At 63.9% G+C, this 20,679-nt stretch carries 13 protein-coding genes; 3 read left to right on the top strand and 10 right to left on the bottom strand.

What is annotated here, in order from left to right; all coding sequences use genetic code 11:
• Positions 1–281: 281 nt before the first annotated feature.
• The 3 genes from trxB (at position 282) to C0Z18_RS14575 (ending at position 2,778) form a co-directional block, all read left to right on the top strand.
• Complete coding sequence (trxB, locus tag C0Z18_RS14585) at positions 282–1,277, top strand: thioredoxin-disulfide reductase (protein WP_102646137.1); 996 nt, start codon at positions 282–284, stop codon at positions 1,275–1,277.
• Between the two features lie 165 nt (positions 1,278–1,442).
• Complete coding sequence (locus tag C0Z18_RS14580) at positions 1,443–2,168, top strand: Smr/MutS family protein (RefSeq protein ID WP_102646136.1); 726 nt, start codon at positions 1,443–1,445, stop codon at positions 2,166–2,168.
• A complete protein-coding gene (locus C0Z18_RS14575; RefSeq protein ID WP_102646135.1) occupies positions 2,158–2,778 on the top strand; it encodes a trimeric intracellular cation channel family protein in 621 nt (206 codons plus the stop codon). The genes C0Z18_RS14580 and C0Z18_RS14575 overlap by 11 nt, the downstream gene beginning before the upstream one ends.
• A 7-nt stretch (positions 2,779–2,785) precedes the next feature.
• Here the strand turns inward: C0Z18_RS14575 and C0Z18_RS14570 are convergent, their stop codons facing one another.
• The 10 genes from C0Z18_RS14570 to C0Z18_RS14525 all read right to left on the bottom strand — a co-directional run bounded on the left by C0Z18_RS14570 (position 2,786) and on the right by C0Z18_RS14525 (position 20,155).
• Positions 2,786–3,673 carry a transglutaminase family protein gene (locus tag C0Z18_RS14570; RefSeq protein ID WP_102646134.1) on the bottom strand — a complete coding sequence of 296 codons (888 nt, stop codon included), beginning with the start codon at positions 3,671–3,673 and terminating at the stop codon, positions 2,786–2,788.
• Complete coding sequence (locus C0Z18_RS14565) at positions 3,670–6,306, bottom strand: circularly permuted type 2 ATP-grasp protein (RefSeq protein ID WP_102646133.1); 2,637 nt, start codon at positions 6,304–6,306, stop codon at positions 3,670–3,672. The genes C0Z18_RS14570 and C0Z18_RS14565 overlap by 4 nt, the downstream gene beginning before the upstream one ends.
• Positions 6,307–6,333: 27 nt before the next feature.
• On the bottom strand, positions 6,334–9,789 hold the full coding sequence (locus C0Z18_RS14560) for a transglutaminase family protein (protein ID WP_102646132.1): 3,456 nt from the start codon (positions 9,787–9,789) through the stop codon (positions 6,334–6,336).
• Between the two features lie 45 nt (positions 9,790–9,834).
• Positions 9,835–10,914 carry an alpha-E domain-containing protein gene (locus C0Z18_RS14555; RefSeq protein ID WP_102646131.1) on the bottom strand — a complete coding sequence of 360 codons (1,080 nt, stop codon included), beginning with the start codon at positions 10,912–10,914 and terminating at the stop codon, positions 9,835–9,837.
• Between the two features lie 64 nt (positions 10,915–10,978).
• Positions 10,979–12,451: a circularly permuted type 2 ATP-grasp protein gene (locus C0Z18_RS14550; protein ID WP_102646130.1), complete on the bottom strand. Its 1,473-nt coding sequence runs from the start codon at positions 12,449–12,451 to the stop codon at positions 10,979–10,981.
• A 340-nt stretch (positions 12,452–12,791) separates the two neighbouring features.
• On the bottom strand, positions 12,792–15,422 hold the full coding sequence (locus C0Z18_RS14545; RefSeq protein ID WP_102646129.1) for a glycoside hydrolase family 15 protein: 2,631 nt from the start codon (positions 15,420–15,422) through the stop codon (positions 12,792–12,794).
• 351 nt (positions 15,423–15,773) lie between these two features.
• Complete coding sequence (locus C0Z18_RS14540) at positions 15,774–16,892, bottom strand: ABC transporter ATP-binding protein (RefSeq protein ID WP_102646128.1); 1,119 nt, start codon at positions 16,890–16,892, stop codon at positions 15,774–15,776.
• A 101-nt stretch (positions 16,893–16,993) separates the two neighbouring features.
• Entirely contained in the window at positions 16,994–17,851 is an 858-nt protein-coding gene (locus C0Z18_RS14535; RefSeq protein WP_102646127.1) for a carbohydrate ABC transporter permease, read from the bottom strand.
• On the bottom strand, positions 17,841–18,782 hold the full coding sequence (locus C0Z18_RS14530) for a carbohydrate ABC transporter permease (protein ID WP_102646126.1): 942 nt from the start codon (positions 18,780–18,782) through the stop codon (positions 17,841–17,843). Before C0Z18_RS14530 ends, C0Z18_RS14535 begins: the two co-directional genes overlap by 11 nt.
• 119 nt (positions 18,783–18,901) lie before the next feature.
• On the bottom strand, positions 18,902–20,155 hold the full coding sequence (locus C0Z18_RS14525) for an ABC transporter substrate-binding protein (RefSeq protein ID WP_102646125.1): 1,254 nt from the start codon (positions 20,153–20,155) through the stop codon (positions 18,902–18,904).
• Positions 20,156–20,679 lie beyond the last annotated feature (524 nt).

Raw genomic sequence — 20,679 nt, 5'->3', positions numbered from 1 at the left:
TCGATCCGGGCTATTGTAAACGTTGCGTCGGGGCACAGGCTGTAAATGACCGTAACGGCATCCGAACGGTCCGGGCGGCGGCCCTCGAGCGTGGCGCCCCGCCCACGGCAAACGCTATCGCGGCGATTGAGCGCGCGATCAGCGAGGCATCGAGCGCCCCTTTATAATTACGCCCGTATGCCCAACTTAGTGGCAGGACGACGCACTCGCGGGCGGGCCCCGCGCGCGCCGCTTTCGCCGGGCAGCTTCCCCGCGGCATCTTTTTTACGGAACGAACAATCATGTCCACGCGCAAACACGCCAAAGTGCTCATTCTCGGTTCCGGCCCCGCCGGCTACACGGCCGCCGTCTACGCTGCGCGCGCGAATCTCGCCCCCGTGCTCGTCACCGGCTTGGCCCAAGGCGGCCAACTGATGACGACGACCGACGTGGAAAATTGGCCGGCCGACGCGAACGGCGTGCAAGGCCCCGAACTCATGCAGCGCTTTCTCGAACACGCCGAGCGTTTCAACACCGAAATCGTGTTCGACCATATTCATACGGCCAAACTGAACGAGAAACCGATCCGCCTGATCGGCGATTCGGGCGAGTACACCTGCGATTCGCTGATCATCGCGACGGGCGCTTCGGCTCAATATCTGGGGCTACCGTCGGAAGAAGCGTTCTCGGGCCGCGGCGTATCGGCCTGCGCGACCTGCGACGGCTTCTTCTACAAGAAGCAGCACGTGGCCGTCGTAGGCGGCGGCAATACCGCCGTGGAAGAAGCGCTGTATCTGGCCGGCATTGCGAGCAAGGTCACGGTCATCCACCGTCGCGACAAGTTCCGCGCCGAGCCGATCCTCATCGACCGCCTGCTCGAAAAAGAGAAGGAAGGCATCGTCGAGATCAAATGGAATCACGTTCTCGATGAAGTCACGGGCGACGATTCGGGCGTGACGGGCGTGCGCATCAAGCATACGCAAACGGGCGCAGCGACCGATGTCGCGCTGCAAGGCGTCTTCATCGCGATCGGCCACAAGCCGAACACCGACATCTTCGAGGGTCAGCTCGAGATGAAAAACGGCTACATCATCACGAACGGCGGCTTGAACGGCAACGCCACGGGCACGAGCGTGCCGGGCGTGTTCGCGGCCGGCGACGTGCAAGACCACGTTTACCGTCAAGCGATCACCAGCGCGGGCACGGGCTGCATGGCCGCGCTCGATGCGCAGCGTTACCTCGAAAGCGTGCACGAGCTGCATCAAGACCATGTGATGAGCGCCGAAGCCGACCGGTAAAATAACGGTCGCCGGCACCGCGCGGCGTCGATGCCGAGCGGCGCCGCGCTCGGATAGGGCCGCGGCCGCAAGCCAGCGGCCCTTTTTGCGCGGTGCGGTGTCCGGTTCGCGCGCGCCGCCGCGCAGTGTGTTCGGATTCGATTTCAGCAGCCGTCCGTACTCGTCATGTCAAAGAATCGTCCCCGCTCCAGCGAAACCAAGCCCACCAAGGCCGGCACCGGTCTCGCCGATCTTGCCTCGCTACGCGACGCGCTCAAGCAAAGCGCGGCCGAGCGCGAACGCGAGCGTATCGCCGCGGCCAAGGCAGCCCGCGAAGCGGCAGCCGATGCGGAGATCTTTCGCCGAGAGATAGGCCACGTCGCACCGATTGCCGCCGCGGCGCGGGCGGTTCACGGCCGCACGCCGCCGGCGGCGCTGCCGCTGCAAACCCAGCGCGACGAGCAAGCGGTACTGAACGAAGCGATCTCGGACGAATTCGACCCCGAGGTGCTGCTCGACTCCGACGAGTCGCTCTACTATTGCCGCCCCGGCGTGAGCCAGGAGGTCGTGCGCAAACTGCGGCGCGGCGATTGGATCGTGCAGGCGCAGCTCGATTTGCACGGTATGCGGCGTGACGAAGCACGCGAAGCGCTGGCCGAATTCATCCGTGACGCGGTCAAGCGCGGGCTGCGCTGCGTGCGCGTCATTCACGGCAAGGGATTGGGCTCGGTCGGCAAAGAGCCCGTCTTGAAGGGAAAGGTTCGCGCTTGGCTCGTGCAGAAGGCCGAAGTCATCGCGTTTTGCCAGGCACGGCCGCACGACGGCGGCGCGGGCGCGGTGCTAGTGCTGCTGCAACCGGGCTTGACCCGGCCCGGCGCCGCGCGGCAAGACCGGGGCGACAGTGCATCCTAGGCTCACGTTCGCGCTGGCGATCATCGAGGGTCTCGCGATCCTCGCCTATGCGTTCTCAGGCTTCATCGAGGCGCGCAAGCGGCGGCTCGATGCCGTGGGCACCTTCCTCGTCGCGTTGGCGACGGCGTTCGGCGGCGGCACGGTGCGCGACGTCCTGCTCGAGCGTCGCCCGTTTTACTGGGTTCAGCACGAAGCGTACGTCGTCGTCATCTTCGCGCTCTCGCTCGTTGCGCCGTACGTGCTGCGCATGGCCTCGCGCGTATTCAACGAACGCGCGTTGCTCGTCGCCGACGCCATCGGCTTGGGGCTGTTCAGCATCTCGGGCACGTCGATCGCGCTCGATGCGCAGATGCCCGCCTTCATCGCCGTGATGATGGGTGTCGTAACGGGCGTTTTCGGGGGCATCATTCGCGACGTCGTCTGCAACGAGGTGCCGCTTTTGCTGCGCGATTCCCGGCCCTACGCCACTTGCGCTTTCGCCGGTTGCTGGCTCTACCTGCTGCTCGACCATTTGCAATTCGATTCGGTCTACAGCGTCATCTTCGCCACCGGTTTCATCCTCATCGCACGGCTCGTCACATTCAAGCTCGACGTGCGCTTGCCGCATTGACGAAGCGCTATCGAGCCGTCACGTCGACCGCCACCTCGACGACGTGGTCCCCGCCACCGAGGATGATGCCGCGCAGCAGCGAGACGTCGCTGTAGTCGCGCCCGAACGCGAGCGTCACGTGATCGAGATCGGCGAGCACGTCGTTCGTCGGGTCGAGGTCGATCCAACCCGTGCCCGGGCAGAACACCGATAACCAAGCATGCGAGGCATCGGCGCCGACGAGGCGCGGTGCGCCCTCGGGCGGCACGGTCCGCAAATACCCGCTGACGTAACGCGCCGCCAATCCCAGCGAGCGCAGGCAACCGATCATGATCTGCGCGAAGTCCTGGCATACGCCCTGACGCAATCGGAAGGCCCGCAACGCCGGGGTATCGAATGCCGTCGCTTGCGGCTCATAGGCGAAATCGGCATGGATGCGATGCATGAGATCGATCGCGCCCGCGGCGAGCGGCGTGCCGGCCGCGAAACTACGCAGCGCGTAGTCTCGCAACTCGGGCGCGAGCGCGACGTTCGGCGATGCGAAGACGAACTCGCTCTCGGGCATGTAGGCGCCGCCAGCACGATAGCGAAGCGCGTCGGCCACCTGCTCCCAGGCCGGCGTCGCGCTCGCGTCGAGCGCGGCCCACCGGCGTTCGAGCGCCACCGTCGTTTCGCTTTTCACCGTCAGATGCTCGTGCGGCGCATCGAAAGAGAAGTAGCGTACCTCGTTGCCGAATGCATCGACATGCGAGGCTTCGTACGACGGGGCGGGATCGATGTGCAAACGATGCGCTAGGACGCGTTGCCAAGCGCAGTCGAGCGGACGAATCGTCGCCAGATGCTGGGCGCGCTCCACCGGCGTCGAGTAGCGGTACGTCGTGTCGTGCACGACCGATAGCGTCATTGCGGCGCTCATGACGACACCCTCGATCCGCGTGCGCGATCGGCATGGATGAAATAGCGCGCACTGACCTCGTCCGATGCGACGGCAACGTACGCGGCAAGCTCGTCGCACAACGCGACGAGCGTGACGTAGCGGCCTGCGGCGTCGGTCGCGCACAGCCGCTCGAGAGACGGCAGCGACGATACGGCAGGCATCGGCTCGCGCGCCGGTCCACCTGCCGCACGCGCGATTTCGTCGAGCTTGGCCGTCAACCGGTCATAGACGCCGTACAACCCGCGCGGGTTGGTCGGATCGACAACCACGAGATCGATCAGCGCGGGCACTTCGAGCCGCCCCGGATAGAGCGATCGATACGTGAGCGTACTGTCGAACAGTTGCAACAGCAGGTCGAACCCGGCCGGGGTCGCCAACACGCCGGCATCGGCCACGACGCGCAGGAACGTCGTCATGCCGATCACGCGCTCGATGTGGCGCCCCGCGAACAGCAGCCGCCACGCTTCGTCCCGCACCATGCGGTCGCCCTGCGCGCCGCTGACGGCCGACAACTGCATGGCCAGCGTCTCCAGCGCGCGCATCAGCGCGACGCGATCATACGACTCATGGCGCTCGCCGCGCGGCGCGTCGTCGCGGCCAGGCGGCGCCGCCCCCATCGATGGCGCGAGCGATTGCCGCTGCAATGCATCGCGAAAATCGTTGCGCGCCGCGAGGATAGTGCGCCAGTGATCGTTGGACAGGCGCGCTCGAATCTCGCCGCACGCGCGCGCTTGGCTCGCGATGATGCGCCCCACGCTCGCGGTACCGGAATGCTCGTGCAAGGACGCCGCCAAGACTCGCTCGAACACATGGCGCGAGCCGCGCGCGGCGGCAGCGTCGGCCGGAATCAACTCGAAACGCGCGGCCAGTTCGGCAAGCGTCGCCAGCATGATCTCGGAATCGTGATCGTCGAGCGAACCGAGTATCAAGCGAGCGAGCCGCACGCTGTTTTCCGCGCGCTCGCAATAGCGGCCCGCCCAAAAAAGATTCTCCGCGGCTCGGCTCGAAACCGTGCGCCGCCGATGCGCGAAATCGCCGGGTTTCATCGGCGAAGGCAACAGCGAAAACGTCGTGGCGGGCCGGCTCGACAGTATCCAAGTATCGACGCTGCTGCCGCCCGCTTGCATCGACACGCTCGAGTGGTCCTCGCCGGCCGTGCGCGTGAACGCACCCGGCAAAACGTGCCAGCCGCCGGACACGGTGGCAATCGCGTAGACACGCAAGACGCACGGCCGGTGAGTGAGCGCGCCGTCCTCGTAACGCGGCATGCACGAGTGGGGCAATGGGGCTTGGATCGTAAATGCGTCGGGCGCCGCTTGCACGCGCGCGCGCCAGTCGGCAAGCCGCTGCGGGCCGGCCGCGAGTCCGGGCGGCATCTCGTACGACGCCGCATAAGGCAGTCCCGTCCAGGTCGGAACCAGCCAACCTTCTTCGAGCCCGGCGAACGCCTCCTCGCACACGGCCGCTTCGCCGCACCACCAACTGGACACGCTCGGCAATGCGAGTCGTTCGCCGAAGAGCGCCGCCGCAATGCCGGGCAAGAACCCGTGCAGTGCGGGCGATTCGGCAATGCTCGCGCCCGGCGCGTTCGAGACCGCCACGTTACCCGCGCGCAGGACCTGCAGCAGACCCGGCACCCCGATGGTGGAATCCGCGCGCAGCTCGACCGGATCGCAGAAGCTATCGTCGAGGCGGCGCAGCAGCCCATGGACGCGCTCCAGCCCCACCAACGTCTTCAAATAAAGCTTGTCGCCGCGCACCGTGAGATCGGTGCCCTCGACGAGGGTGAGGCCCAGATACCGTGCGAGGAACGCATGCTCGAAATACGTTTCGCTGAAGGGGCCGGGACTGAGCAATGCGATGTGAGGCGATCCCGCCCGCGCGCGGCGCTCCTCCTCGGTCATCGTTTCGCGCGCGGCCTGCGCCAGCGTGGCGATGAGCTGCGAATACGACGGCGCCAAGCGCTGCACGCCGAGCGAGCGGAACGGCTCGGCGAAGAGATTGGCGACGATGAGCCGATTCTCGAGCGCATAGCCGAGCCCCGACGGCGCCTGGGTCCGATGCCCCACGACGGTCCACGCGCCTTGCGGTCCACGCGCGAGATCGACGGCGACGATTTGCAGGTAGCGCCCGCCCGGCGGCACACACCCTTTCATCGCACGCAGATAGCCGGGGTGCCCGAAGACGAGCGCGGGCGGCAGCAGACCTTGCGCGAGCAGGCTCTGCCCGCCGTAGACATCGGCGACCAGCGCTTCGAGGAGCCGCGCGCGTTGGGCGACGCCATGCTCGATCGCACTCCATTCGTTCTCATCGAGGATGAACGGCAGCGGATCGAGCGCCCACGGCCTCGCCTCGCCGTTGTCGGCGTAGACGTTGTACGTGATGTCGTTGTCGCGGATTTGCCGCGCCACCGTGGCCGCGGCATGCTCGAGGCCCGCGACGCCGTCTTCGCCGAGCTGCGCGAAAAAGCGGCGCCACGGCGCGCGCAGCGCACCCGCGGCGTCGCGCAGCTCATTCCAATGGCCCGCGCGGGGCGGAACGTCGTATAGGCGTGCGCCAATATCGGCGACGTCGGCCGCCGCATCGAACGGCAGGGTCGATTGAAAAGGCAAATTACTCTCTGGCTTGGATCAGTCGCCCTACTCCGCCCGCCGCAGATCGAGGGTAAAAGGCATCTCGAGGCTGCGCTCGCACGTCTTCACGGACATCGGCCCGGGCGTATGGCCGATCGTGAAGAAGCGCGCACGCCGCCGGCTCTGCGCTTCGTAGGCGTTGACGGGAAACGTCCGATAATTGCGTCCACCCGGATGGGCGACATGATACTGGCATCCGCCCAATGAGCGCCCGGCCCAGGTATCCACGAGATCGAACGTGAGCGGCGCATGCACACCGATCGTCGGATGCAGGGACGCCGACGGCTGCCACGCGCGAAAGCGCACCCCCGCCACATACTCGCCCGCGCGCCCCGTGGGATGCAGCGGCAACGGCACGCCGCCCACGGTGACCTGGTGACGGCTTTCGTTGAGCCCGAACGCCACCACCTCGATGCGCTCGAGCGACGAATCGACGAAGCGCACCGTGCCGCCGGGCGCCCCCTCCTCGCCCATCACGTGCCAAGGCTCGAGGGCGTGACGCAGCGTCAGCCGGATACCGCTCACGTCCCACTCGCCGACGAGCGGGAAGCGGAATTCGAAGTGCGGCGCGAACCAGGCACGATCGAATGCATAACCGGCCGCGCGCAAATCGGAGAGGACATCGTCGAAGTCCATGCGCACGAACGTGCCGAGCATGAAGCGATCGTGCAACTCGGTGCCCCAGCGAGTGAGCCGCGTCGTGTACGGCGTACGCCAGAAACGTGCCACGAGTGCGCGCAGCAGCAGTTGCTGAGCGAGACTCATCCGCGCATGCGGCGGCATCTCGAAGCCGCGTAGCTCGAGCAGGCCAAGGCGGCCCGTGGGGCCGTCGGGCGAATAGAGTTTGTCGATGCAAAACTCGGCGCGGTGGGTGTTGCCCGTGACGTCGATCAAGATGTTGCGCAGCGTCCGATCGATGAGCCAAGGCGGCATCGCAGCCGCGCCTTCGTCGAGCTTGGCGAGCCGATCCACCTGCCGCTGCAATTCGCGAAAAGCGATCTCGAGCTCGTAGAGCTGATCGTTGCGCGCTTCGTCGAGCCGCGGCGCTTGGCTCGTAGGACCGATGAAAAGCCCCGAAAACAAATACGATAACGACGGATGGTTGTGCCAATAGCCGATCAAGCTCGCGAGCAAGTCCGGGCGGCGCAGGAACGGACTATCGGCGGGCGTGGCGCCGCCGAGGACCATGTGGTTGCCGCCGCCGGTGCCGGTATGGCGCCCGTCGAGCATGAATTTTTCGGGTCCCAGATACGATTCGCGCGCGGCAGCGTAGAGGAACTCCGTGTTCTCGACGAGTTCGCCCCAGCTCGAAGCCGGGTGAATATTGACTTCGACGACGCCGGGATCGGGCGTGACCTGTAGCAGCTTCAATCGCGCATCGCGCGGCGGCGGATAACCTTCGACGACGACTTTGACGCCGAGGTCCGTGGCCGTGGCCTCGACGGCGGCGAGCAGATCCAGATAGTCGTCGAGCGCGGCAAGCGGCGGCATGAACACGTACAGCGCACCACCCGTGCTGCCGCTCGCGGCCGCATCGGCCTCGGCTCGCGGGCCGGCGGCGCGCGCCGGATCGCGAGCCTCCACGCAAAGCGCCGTGCGCCGCACCGACGCGGCCGATTCGCCGCGAGCGGGCGCGGGCGTAGGCGTGGGCGCATCCGATACGGCGGCATGCAGGCTCGTCGATCGATCGTCCTCCTCGGACACGACGCTCGTCTCGTCGTCCGATGCATACTGCGCCCGCAATTGCGCGGCGGCGCGCAACGTCGGCGGCGGCCCGAACGGATCGTGCTCGTGCAACCATGGGTAATCGGCCGCGCTCACCCAGGGCAACGAATCGAGCGGCAAGCGATAGCCCATCGGCGAATCGCCGGGAATCAGATACATGCGCTCGTCGCGCAAGAACCATGGGCCCGTGACCCAACGCGCTCCCGCGAGCGTGGCCGCCGTATCGCGTTCGCGCGCCAACGGCAACGCGTAGCCCGTCACCGCCGACAGCCCCGCATCGAACACACGCCGAAGCCGCAACCGTTCGAGTTCGTCGTCCAATCGCGAATCGAACGGATCGACGTTGACCGGTAAGCGCCGCTCGCGCCACAGGTAATACCAAACGTCTTCGTAACCGGCTTGCAGGTGGCTCGCGTCCACCGCGAGCTTGTCCGCGAGCCTGCGAATGAAGCGCTCGGCATCCGCGGCGGTGTAATTCATCGGCTCGCGTTCATCGGCGAAGCGTGTCGGGTCCTGCCAGCACGGCTCGCCGTCCGCGCGCCAATAGAGCGAAAGCGCCCAGCGCGGCAATTGCTCGCCCGGATACCACTTACCTTGACCCACATGCAAAAAGCCATGCGCGCCATAGCGGGCGCGCAGCTTGTCCATCAACGAGACGGCGTACCCGCGTTTCGTCGGCCCTAACGCATCGGTGTTCCACTCCGCGGCGTCGCGATCGCGCACCGATACGAACGTGGGTTCGCCTCCCATCGTGAGCCGAACGTCCATCTGCTCGAGATTGGCATCCACCTGCGCGCCGGCGCGCTCGATGTCGCGCCACACGTCTTCGTCGTACGGGCGGGTCACGCGAGGCGTCTCGTGCACCCGCGCGATCGACATTTGGTGCGAGAACTCGACTTCGCACTCGTCGAGTGCCCCCGATACGGGCGCGGCGCTCCCCGGCTGCGGCGTGCAGGCGACGGGAATGTGTCCCTCGCCGGCCATCAAACCCGACGTGGGATCGAGCCCGATCCAACCGCCGCCCGGCAGATAGAGCTCGCACCAGGCGTGCAGATCCGTGAAGTCGACCTCGGTTCCGCTCGGCCCATCGAGCGCCTTTTCGTCGGGCGCCAATTGCAGCAGATAGCCCGATACGAAGCGTGCGGCGAAGCCGAGCTGACGCAGCGTTTGAACGAGGAGCCAGCCCGTGTCGCGACAGGAGCCCGAGCCCTTTTCGAGCGTTTCCTCGGGGGACTGCACGCCGGGCTCCATCCGAATCAGATAGGCGATCTCGCTCGCAAGGCGTCGATTGAGCGCGACGAGAAAATCGACGGTCCCACACGGCGTGCGATCGATACTCTCGATGAATGCCGCGAACCGCGGCGTCGGCTCGGCGCTACGCGCAAGATAGGGCGCGAGTTCGACGGCAAGCGCCGGCGCGTACTCGAACGGAAAGGTCTCGGCCTGCGGTTCGAGAAAGAAATCGAACGGGTTATAGACGGACAGCTCCGCGACGAAATCCACCGTGACGCGGAACTCGGTCGTGGCCTCGGGGAACACGAGGCGTGCCTGGTAATTCGCGAACGCGTCTTGCTGCCAGTTGATGAAGTGGTTTGCCGGCTCGATTCGCATCGAATAGCCGACGATCGGCGTGCGGCAATGCGGCGCCGGCCGCAGGCGAACCGTCTGCGGCCCGAGCTCGACGAGACGATCATAGCGGTACTGCGTGACATGGGTTAGCGCGACGCGGATCGACACGGGAGAACCTCGATGCGATGAACGAAATGATTGCCGCCGCGACGCTCAAGCCGCGTGCGGTTGGGTCGATACTTGCACCTGCGATTGCGATAGGGCCGCGCTCTCGGAGGCCACCGGTTCGGGCGCGAGTGGCACCAGGAAGTCTCGGCTGACGCAGCTACCGAGTTCGTTGACGCGCGCGAGAAAATCGTTGAGCCACGCATGCAGCGAACCGCGTAACAGGTCGCCGATCGGCGCGGCGCATACCTCGCTATGCAACTGCACCGCCATCGCTTCGGCGTGCGCCGAGCGCGCGTTGCGCACGCGCGCGATGATCTGCTGGACTTCGTCGAGGCTAGCCGCAAGCGAACGAGGCCAGTCGGCGCATAAGATGAGCAACTCGGCGACGCGCTCGGGCATGATGACGTCGCGATAGACCTTGCGATAGACCTCGAATCCGGAAACCGAGCGCAGCACGGCGGCCCAATGGTAGTAATCGAGCGACTGCATAAGAGGCTGAACACCAGGCTGAGCGACCGGCTGAACGACAGGCTCGACGAGCGGCTGGGCCGGTGCCGCGCCGCGCTGCTCGAGCATCTCGTACTTCACGTCGAGAATGCGCGCCGTATTGTCGGCGCGCTCGAGAAACGTGCCGAGCCGCATGAAATAAAACGCTTCGTCGCGAACCATCGTGCCGAGCTGCACGCCGCGCGACAAATGCGAACGAAATTTGACCCACTCGAAAAACTCGCACGGATCGCGCTCGAGCACACCGTCGGCCAACATGCGCTGCGCGTCGAGCCAGGTCGTATTGAGCGTTTCCCAAAGCTCGGTCGTAATCGAGCCGCGCACGGCGCGAGCGTTCTCGCGCGCAGCCCGCAAACAACTGACGATCGACGAAAGATTGTCGCGGTCGCTCGACATGAACGCGATCACGTCGCGGCTCGTCGTGCTCGGGTGGGCGGCCGCATAAATACCGGCGAGTTCCGAAATCGAGAGCATCGCGCGCCAGCCGAGCGCGACGTACTCGTCCGATTGCGGCACGAGTGCAAGCTGATAATTCGCATCGAGCATGCGCGCCGTATTTTCGGCGCGCTCGGTGTAACGTGCCATCCAGAACAGATGGTCGGCGGTGCGGCTCAGCATGATGTCTCCGAAACGGCGTTTATCGAAGCAATGTCGTTTTGCGTAGCGATGCCACGCACGGGTGCTACTGCTCGAGCACCCACGTATCCTTGGTGCCGCCGCCCTGGGACGAGTTGACGACGAGCGAACCCTCGCGCAACGCCACCCGCGTCAAACCGCCGGGCACCATGCGCACCTCGTTGCCGGAAAGCACGAACGGGCGCAAATCGATGTGCCGCGGTGCGATCCCGCTGTCGACATAGGTCGGGCAGATCGAAAGGGCCAGCGTGGGTTGGGCGATGTACTTCTCGGGATGCGCGATCAGCGCGGCGCGAAATGCCTCGATCTCCGCGCTCGTCGACGCGGGCCCCACGAGCATCCCGTAGCCACCCGCACCGTGCGTCTCCTTGACGACCAATTCCGGCAAGTGCTCGAGCACATAGCGAAGATCGTCCGGCTTGCGGCACATCCACGTCGGCACGTTGCCGAGGATGGGTTCCTCGCCGAGGTAGAAGCGAATCATGTCCGGCACGTAGGGATAGATCGATTTGTCGTCGGCGATACCCGTGCCGACCGCGTTGGCGAGCGTGACGTTGCCCGCGCGATAGGCCGACAGCAAACCTGCCGCGCCCAGTGTCGAATCGGCGCGAAACACGTGCGGATCGAGAAAATCGTCGTCGACGCGCCGGTAGATCACGTCGACGCGCTGCGGACCGCGCGTCGTGCGCATATAGACGAAGCCGCCATCGACGAATAAATCTTTTCCTTCGACGAGTTCCACGCCCATTTGCTGCGCTAAAAACGCGTGCTCGAAATAGGCCGAGTTGTACATGCCCGGCGTGAGCACGACGATCGTCGGATCGTGCGCATCGTGAGGCGCCGCCGCGCGCAAGGTATCGAGCAACAAATCCGGGTAGTGCGCGACGGGAGCGACGCGGTTGCGCGCGAATAGATCCGGAAAGAGCCGCATCATCATCTTGCGGTTCTCCAGCATATAAGACACGCCGGAGGGCACGCGCAGATTGTCCTCGAGCACGTAGAATTCGCCGGCTCCGGCGCGCACGATGTCGATGCCCGCGATATGCGCGTAGATATCGCGCGCCACATCGACGCCTTGCATCTGCGGACGATATTGACCGTTACCGAAAATCTGCTCCGCCGGAACGATGCCGGCGCGCACGATGGCTTGGTCGTGATAGACGTCGTGAATGAACCGGTTCAGCGCCCCGACACGCTGGCGCAAACCGCGTTCGAGCGCGGCCCATTCGTGCACCGGAAAAATGCGAGGGATGACGTCGAACGGGATCGTCCGCTCGGTGCCGACGCCGGTTGCATCCTTCGCGCCATACACGGCAAACGTGATGCCGACGCGGCGAAAGTTCAGATCGGCTTCCGCTCGTTTGTTGCTGATTTGCTGTTCGCTTTGCGCGCACATCCACTCGAAGAACTCATGGTAGTGCACGCGCGCCTGGCCGCATCCATGAAACTCCGCAGCCGGCACACCCGCGATAGCGGGTCCGTTGCGCTCGAACATCTCGCTGAAGAAGGCTTGGTTCATGGCCGATTTCCCGTTCGTTGTGCAGGGCCGCCGTCGTGGCCCCGGTCGAGCCCGGCTACCGCCCTAGCGGGGCGCAGCCGTTCGGTATCAAGCATTCTTCGATGAAGGCGGCCGCACGCGGTCGCCTCCCGCCGTCCGGTCGAATAGCTGGACCGGTCGCCCCCTCAGGGTACGAACCGATTTAGGCAAGTTACATGCCGATGGCCGCGGCACGGGCCTTTGCGGCCACAGCGGGAACGAATGCGAAGAGAGGAGCGCACATTCGTGCGATCTCGGCGCACCGCGTTGGGACGCGGCGCACCAGGGCGGGGCGACGACAGGTAGGCCCTGCCCCGCTTTGTTACCAAGACACCGTATCGTTCAGCGCGACGCTGCCCGACGCCGGGGTACTCACCGAACGATTGCCGCCGCCCGGGTAGTTCTCCCAGGTCACCGTGCCGTCGGCATTCTTGCGGTAGTACTTGTATTGCACCGTCGTGCTCGCCGGCAAATCGACCGAGTTCTTCCACACCGGATAGTTCGACGGATCGACAGGCAGGCCGAGATTCGTATTCCAGTTGCCGAGCGCGGCGGTATTGCCGGTCACATACAGGTATTGGCCCAATTGCGTATTGGCCGTCACATTCACCGAGACGCCGACTTGCCCGCTCGCCGGCGGCACGACGCAGTTGCTATAGCGTGCGCAGACGATCGACGGAATATCGACGATCTTGCCCGCTTGGATCGACGCCAGCAGGCTGATGTACTCGCCCATCGCCCAATTGAGCGGCGCCATCGACTTCGTGGGCGAACCCACTTGATAGCCCGATGGCGTCGTCACCTGCCAACCGCCGGGCAGCGTCGTCGTGTTCGGCCAGATCTGCTCGGGGATGAAGCCCTCGGGCGTCGTGTACGTCTTCAGGGCGTTCAGATACGACGTGCCGTTGCTGCCCACGCCCGTGCTCGCGATCGTGTACATCCCCCGCTCGGCCGTGAAGATCGGCCACAACCGGCCGACACCCGTGCCGTCGAAAGGACTGCCGTCGTTGTGCTCGCCGTAGCCGTCGAAGTTGTAGCGGAACCAGGCGGGGTTCTGACCGCTCACGCTCTGTTTGACGACCGCGTCGTAGGCCGACAACGTGTTCGCGATCGTCGGATCGTTCGCTCGCTTGACGCCCATGCGCACGAGTTCGAGAAAACCGCCGTCCACCACCGCGCGCTCGTCTTGCGTGCCGCCGCCGTTCTTGACGGTGAACGTCTGTCCCGAATCGGGCCCCGAAGACGCGTTGTAGACCTGCGGCCCCGCACCCGTGCCGCTCATGGTCGACGGATTGATGCGGATGTAGTAGTGGCCGTTACCGTAGGGGCCGGTATTCGTATAGGTCCACGCCGCGACGTTTTGCTGCCAATAATCGGCGGCGGCCAGGTAGTTGCCCGCGCGCGTCGTATCGCCGTTCGCCTGGGCGATTTGCGAGGCCGCGACGAGGCCGGCGATCTCAGCGGCAATCGTCGATGGCGAATAGCCCGAGTTCTCTTCCCACCGCTCCTGATAGGTCCAAGGCCCAGTGGCGACGATGTAGTCGGCCGTCGAGCGAATGTTCGCCCACTGCGCGTTGTACACGCTCGGGCCGAGCCGCCATGCGAGCAATATCGGCATCGCTTGTTCGTCCATCTGCGTGCCCTGCCAGTACTGCACGCCGCTCACCCAGGCGTTTTGCGGAAAGCGCCCCACCCGGCTGTAGCCTTGCGGACATCCCGATGCGTTGTACTCGGCGGTGCCGCAATTGCTCTTTTGCTGCAGCGTGTTGAACAGGTAGTTCACCACCGTCGTGGCCGTCGAGGTGTCACCGGCCGTGATCAGCGCGTTCGCGAACTTGAACAGATCGCGCGGCCATACGAGGTGATAACCGCCGCTGTTGCTGTCGGTTTGCGATTCGCCCCATGGGGTGCCGATGCCCGCGATCATCGCGCCGTTGCTCTTGTCCTGCATCGTCTTGAGCGTCATCGCGGCGAGGTAGTACTCGTTGTCGGCCGTGCCGTTCTGGGTCGAAAGACCGCCCGCATAGTTGTGCCACGCCGCGTCGTATTGCGTGCGCAAGCTGTCGAGGTTATCGCCCAGCGTGGCGTTGGCCGTATTCATCGCGTTGGCGGCCGAGGCGCTATCGAACGACAGCACGACATTGAACGAAACGCTCGTCGCACTGCTGCCGCCGAAATCGAGCCAGCCCATCTGCGCGATATTACCGTTCGTCGCCGACGAATACGTCCAGTCCATCGTCTTGTCGGCGGAAGCGCCGCCGAGCAAATCGGTCCAACCGTCGCTTTGGCCCACGAAGCCGTTCGACACCATCGTCGCGCCGTTCTGCACTTTCCACGGCAGCGACGCGGCAAGCGCCGAATAGCGCGAATTGTGATTTCCGACCAGCATCACACGACCGTTCGACGCCGTTTGCGTGAGCGCCGTGTTGTTCGAGCCGGCATTGTCGAGATGGGGTTTGAACAGAAGGTACAAGTTGTAATTACCCACCGTCGTGCCGTTCAACGCTTGGAACGTCACGCGCTCGATAAGCGAATTGCGTGTTGGATCGGCATAGACCACCTTCGTGATCTGCCAGTTGTGCGCACTGTTGCTCGTGGTCACCTGCCAGCTCATCGTGCGCGAATCGGTCTGCGCAGCCGTATAGGGCTGCACTTTTTCTTCGTCGACGAACGTCTTAGCGGTATCGCCGACGAGGAATTGAAGGTCCACCGATTCGGTCGTGTCGAGCACCGGGTAGTACACCTCGGAGACGACCCCTCGATAACCGGTGAAATAAAGCGACGACCCGCTACTGCCCACGGCGGTGCCGAGAAACGACTTTTGCGCGGGCCCGTGGACCGCGGTGGCGCCGGGGCTGCCGAACGCTTCTCCGGACGTGCTGGCATGAGCGATGCCGATCAATAGGGCAGCGCTCGATGCAGCGGCTAGATGCAAAACGGTTCTTGGTTTCACGGCCCTCTTCTCTCTCGTAAGGAGTTGTCGTAAGACGCGCCTAAAAAGCGCTCCGAATACCGAGGGAGAATGGCGTGGCGCGTCGTCGTCCCCGGGCGTCGCGTACGCGCTCGGGTCTTGCCGAACTACTCGAAAGCAGATAAAGCAACTGACGAACAACTACGGTAATTAGTAGTCCTAATTACCTGAAACCCAAGCCGACCGATCTGAATAGATCGGTCAAAAGATAGGACGGTTAAGCGATGAAATGATGAACCCGGGGCACTGCGAGAACCATGCGGCCGTTGCGCGCAACTCCGGTCGCGGGGCGCGTTACGCGCCCCGCTCGACCTCGCAAGTATCGCTAGTGCATCAGGCGATGCGTGCTTCCGTCGAAGGATCGAACAATACGGCTTTGGACACATCGGCGAGCAGCGTCATGTTTTGCTGCGCTTGCGGATTGGATGCCGGGTGCACGCGGCTCACGGTGCGCTTGCCGTTGATCTGCGCGAACACGAGCGTGTCCGGTCCCGTCGGTTCGATGACATCGACCTTCACCGTCAGCGGCTGCAGATCGGCGCTATTGGCATCGTGCGCGCCGCGCGCATCGGTCAGGCGCTCCGGGCGCAAACCGAGAATGACCTTTTGCCCGACGTTCGACTTGACGCGATTCGCTTCGAACGGCAACTTCAGCACGCTGCGCTCGACACCCGTATCGATTTCCAAGCCGATGCCCGCGCCTTGCTCGACGAGCTTGCCTTCGATGAAGTTCATCGGCGGCGCACCGATGAAGCCCGCCACGAACAGGTTCGACGGCGAATCGTAGATCTCTTGCGGCGCGCCGAACTGTTGAACGACACCGTCCTTCATCACGGCGATGCGATCGCCGAGCGTCATCGCTTCGATCTGATCGTGCGTCACGTAGACGATCGTCGTGCCGAGGCGTTGGTGCAGCAGTTTGATCTCCGAGCGCATTTCGATACGCAGCTTCGCATCGAGGTTCGAGAGCGGCTCGTCGAACAGGAACATCACCGGATCGCGCGCGAGCGCGCGGCCCATCGCCACGCGTTGCCGCTGGCCGCCGGAGAGCTGCCCCGGCTTGCGATCGAGCAAGTGATCGATCTGCAACATCTGCGAGACGCGATCGACGATCTGCGCCTGCTCCTTCTTCGGCACTTTACGGATGTTCAGGCCGAACGAGATGTTGTCGCGCACGGTCATCGACGGGTACAGCGCGTACGACTGGAACACCATCGCGATATCGCGATCTTTCGGCGACAGGTTGTTGACGACCTTGCCGTCGATGCAAATCTCGCCCTTGGTGACCGTCTCGAGACCGGCAATCATGTTGAGCAGCGTCGACTTCCCGCACCCCGAGCCGCCGACGAGAATCAAGAACTGGCCGTCCTCGATTTCGATGTCGACACCCTTCAGGACGGGCACGCCGTTCGGATAGGTCTTGTATACGTCGCGGATGGAAAGGCTTGCCATGCTGAAAATCCTTTAATCTGCTCTGCTTTCGATATATGCGATGCGCTTTTATGCGCTGCGCGACGCGCTGTGCGCCGCGCTCAGCGCAACGAAACGTCCAATCAGCCCTTCACCGCGCCCGCCGTCAGGCCGCGCACGAAGTAGCGGCCGGCGATCACGTACACGAGGAGCGTCGGCAAAGCCGCGATGATGGCCGCGGCCATGTCGACGTTGTATTCCTTTACGCCCGTCGACGTATTCACGAGGTTGTTCAGCGCCACCGTGATCGGCATGGAATCGACACCCGAGAACACGATCCCGAACAAGAAGTCGTTCCAAATCTGCGTGAATTGCCAAATGACGCAGACCATGAAGATCGGCAGCGACACGGGCAGCAAGATCCGCGTGAAGATCATGAAGAAGCCGGCGCCGTCGATACGGGCGGCCTTTACGAGTTCCGCGGGAATGCTCACGTAGAAGTTACGGAAGAACATCGTCGTGAATGCGATCCCGTAGACGACGTGTACCACCACGAGCCCCGTGATCGTGTTCGAGATCCCGATCGCCCCGAGCATGCGCGCCATCGGCAGCAAGATCGTTTGGAACGGGATGAAGCAACCGACCAGCAACATCGTGAACACGGCGTCGGCACCGCGAAAACGCCAGTGGGTCAGCACATAGCCGTTGAACGCGCCCACGATCGACGAAATCAAGACGGCCGGGATGACCATGCGCACCGAGTTCATGAAGAACGGACGCATACCGTCGCAACGCACGCCCGTGCAGGCCTCGCTCCACGCCTTCACCCACGGCGCGAACGTCCAGTGCGACGGAGGCGTGAGCAGGTTGCCCGTGCGCAGTTGATCGAGATCCTTGAACGACGTGGACATCATCACGTAGAGCGGAAACAGGAAATACAGCGCGAACAGCGCAAGCGCAGCGTAAATGAACGCTCGACTAATCGTCATCTTAGGCTGCATTGCGGGTGCTCCTCGATTCCAAATACATGAGCGGGACGAGTACGGCAACGACGGTGGCCAGCATCATCATCGACGATGCGGCGCCCACGCCGAGCTGGCCGCGGTTGAACGAGAACGTGTACATGAACATCGCGGGCAACGACGACGACGTACCGGGGCCGCCGGCCGTCAGCGCGACGACGAGATCGAACGTCTTGATCGTGATGTGGCACAGGATCAAGAGCACCGAGAAAAACACCGGACGCATGCTCGGGATCACGATCTTGCGGTAGATCGTGGGCAGCGTCGCGCCGTCCACTTGGGCCGCCTTGAAAATTTCCGCATCGACGCCGCGCAAGCCGGCGAGAAACAGCGCCATGACGAAGCCCGTCGATTGCCACACGGCGGCGATGACGATACAAAAAATGGCCTTGTCCGGATCATCGAGCCACGTGAACGAGAAGCTCGTCCAGCCCCAGTCGTGCAGCACTTTTTCAAGGCCGAGCGCCGGGTTCAAAATCCACTGCCAAGCCGTGCCCGTCACGATGAACGACAGCGCCATCGGATACAGGAACACGGCGCGCAACGCGCCTTCGCTACGGATCTTCTGGTCGAGCAAGATAGCCAGGAACAGGCCGAGCCCGATACAAACCGCAATGAACGGAATACCGAACCAGCCGAGGTTCTTCGCCGACGTCCACCAGACGTCGTTTTGAAACAGCTCGTCGTAGCGCGTGAAGCCCGCGAACGTGTAGTTGGGCATCAGCCGCGACTTGGACAGCGACAGATAGCCGGTAATCAGGATGAAGCCGTAGACAAAGACAAGGCTGATCACCACGCTGGGCGAAAGCACGAGCTTCGGGATCCAGCGGTCGGCGAGCGCCGAAATAGACGATGTGCGGTGGGGTACGTGCGTCACGTTGTTCCCTTTGCCGCTGAGAGAGGCAGCCACTACTCGACTCCTGAGTGCTTGCACGCCGGCCGCGCACGATCCAAACGCGATGAAAGCGCGTGGCCGGCTTGAGTGACGCGGGCGGCCTCGCGCAGCGCTGGCCACCCCCGGAACTACGCTTACTTCGTCATTGCCGCCTTGGCGAGCGCGGCGACTGCGTCTTGCGACGATTCCTTCGAGTTCATGAACTTCGTCACGACGTCGCTCATCGCGCCGGCCGTGGCATCGCCTTGAGCCATGCCGTGCGCCAGCGACGGCACGTAACCGCCGGCCTTGATCGCGGTTTGCTCATCCGCGTACGACTTCTTCGCGCAATCGTCGAAGCTGCTCATATCGACGCCCAGACGAACCGGGATCGAGCCCTTGTAGAGGCTGAATTGCTTTTGGAAGTCGGGACTCATGATCGTCTTGGCGAGCGCGATCTGGCCCGGCGTTGCCGCCTTCTGGCCCTTCTGCTGGAAGAACACGAACGAATCGACGTTGAACGTATAGGCCTTGTCCGTACCCGGCACCGGCGCGCAGACGTAATCCGTGCCGGCCTTCTTGTTCGCGTTCGCGAACTCGCCCTTCGCCCAGTCGCCCATGAACTGCATACCGGCCTTGCCGTTGATGACCATGGCCGTTGCCAGGTTCCAATCGCGGCCCGTACGTGCGCTATCGAAGTACGTCGTGAGCTTGCGGACCGTGTCGAACACTTGGACCATCTGCGGCGAGGTCAGCGTCTTTTGGTCGAGATCGACGATCGCCTTCTTATAGAAAGCGGGACCTTGCGAGAGCACCACGTCTTCCCACACCGTGAAGTCTTGCCACGGCTGGCCGCCCATCGCGATCGGCATGATGCCGTCCGCCTTCATCTTGTCGGCCAGTTTGAAAAACTCGTCCCAGTTCGTCGGCACCTTGCCGCCGGCCTTATCGAGCGCGGCCTTGTTGATGTACAGCCAGTTCACGCGGTGCACCGAGAACGGCGCCGCGACGTAGTGGCCGTCGGCTTGCATGATCTTGTCGATCTGCGGCGGCAGGTTCTTCTTCCAGTCTTGTTCCTTCGCGACGGAATCGATATTCACGAGAACGTCTTGGTCCGCCCATTCCTTGATCAGCGGGCCCTTGATCTGCGCGGCGCTCGGCGCATTGCCCGAGATCACCTGCGTCTTCAATGCAGTCATGGCCGCCGCACCCGCACCGCCCGCAACCGCGAAGTCCTTCCACGTATAGCCTTGCTTCGTCATGTCGTCCTTCAGGACGCCGATGGCCTTCGATTCACCGCCCGAGGTCCACCAGTGCAGCACTTCGACGGATTCACCCGCCTGAGCCGCCGACACGCCCAGCATCAGCCCCGTGGCGCACAGCGCAGCCATGATCGCGCGAACTTTCATTCTTTATCTCCTCCAGACTACTGACCAAGTAACGAGTGCTCCCCTCTTCTTATGGCCGGGGAACGGTGGTTGGGTGCAACACAACAACACTGGATGTGACCGCGCCGCGACTCGGGCACGTACGTGCCGGCAGCGCCGAGCGGCCGCGAAGGATCGTCAGGAAATGCGTGCTTCCAAGCTTGGACTGTCTCCTCTTTTGATTCGGCTCGCCCGCGTCGCGCGGATCGAACTCGGGGAGGCAGCGCCATGCAAACCGCGCTGCTAACATGCACGCGCGATACAAACGAATGGGGACACGCGGCGCGCTGCCGTCGATCGCCGCCTGCAACCTTCCCGCCGAACCCGTTCGGCGCAAGGTTTTTGCATTCGATCAACGTTACCTCTTGATTTGGATTGTAGTTAAACTACAATTCAGTGTCAAAATTATTTTTATCGCGCTACAAGACGTCGCAACTTCGAGCAGCCAACCAGCCCAGCCGTTCCTCGAATCGCGCCCCGCAACCCTTAGACTTCGGTTCAAGACT

This window comes from Trinickia dabaoshanensis, from assembly GCF_002879885.1.
GTDB lineage: Bacteria > Pseudomonadota > Gammaproteobacteria > Burkholderiales > Burkholderiaceae > Trinickia > Trinickia dabaoshanensis.
The sequence above is the reverse complement of the archived record's forward strand: the minus strand, read 5'-3'. Positions and strand labels throughout refer to the sequence as shown.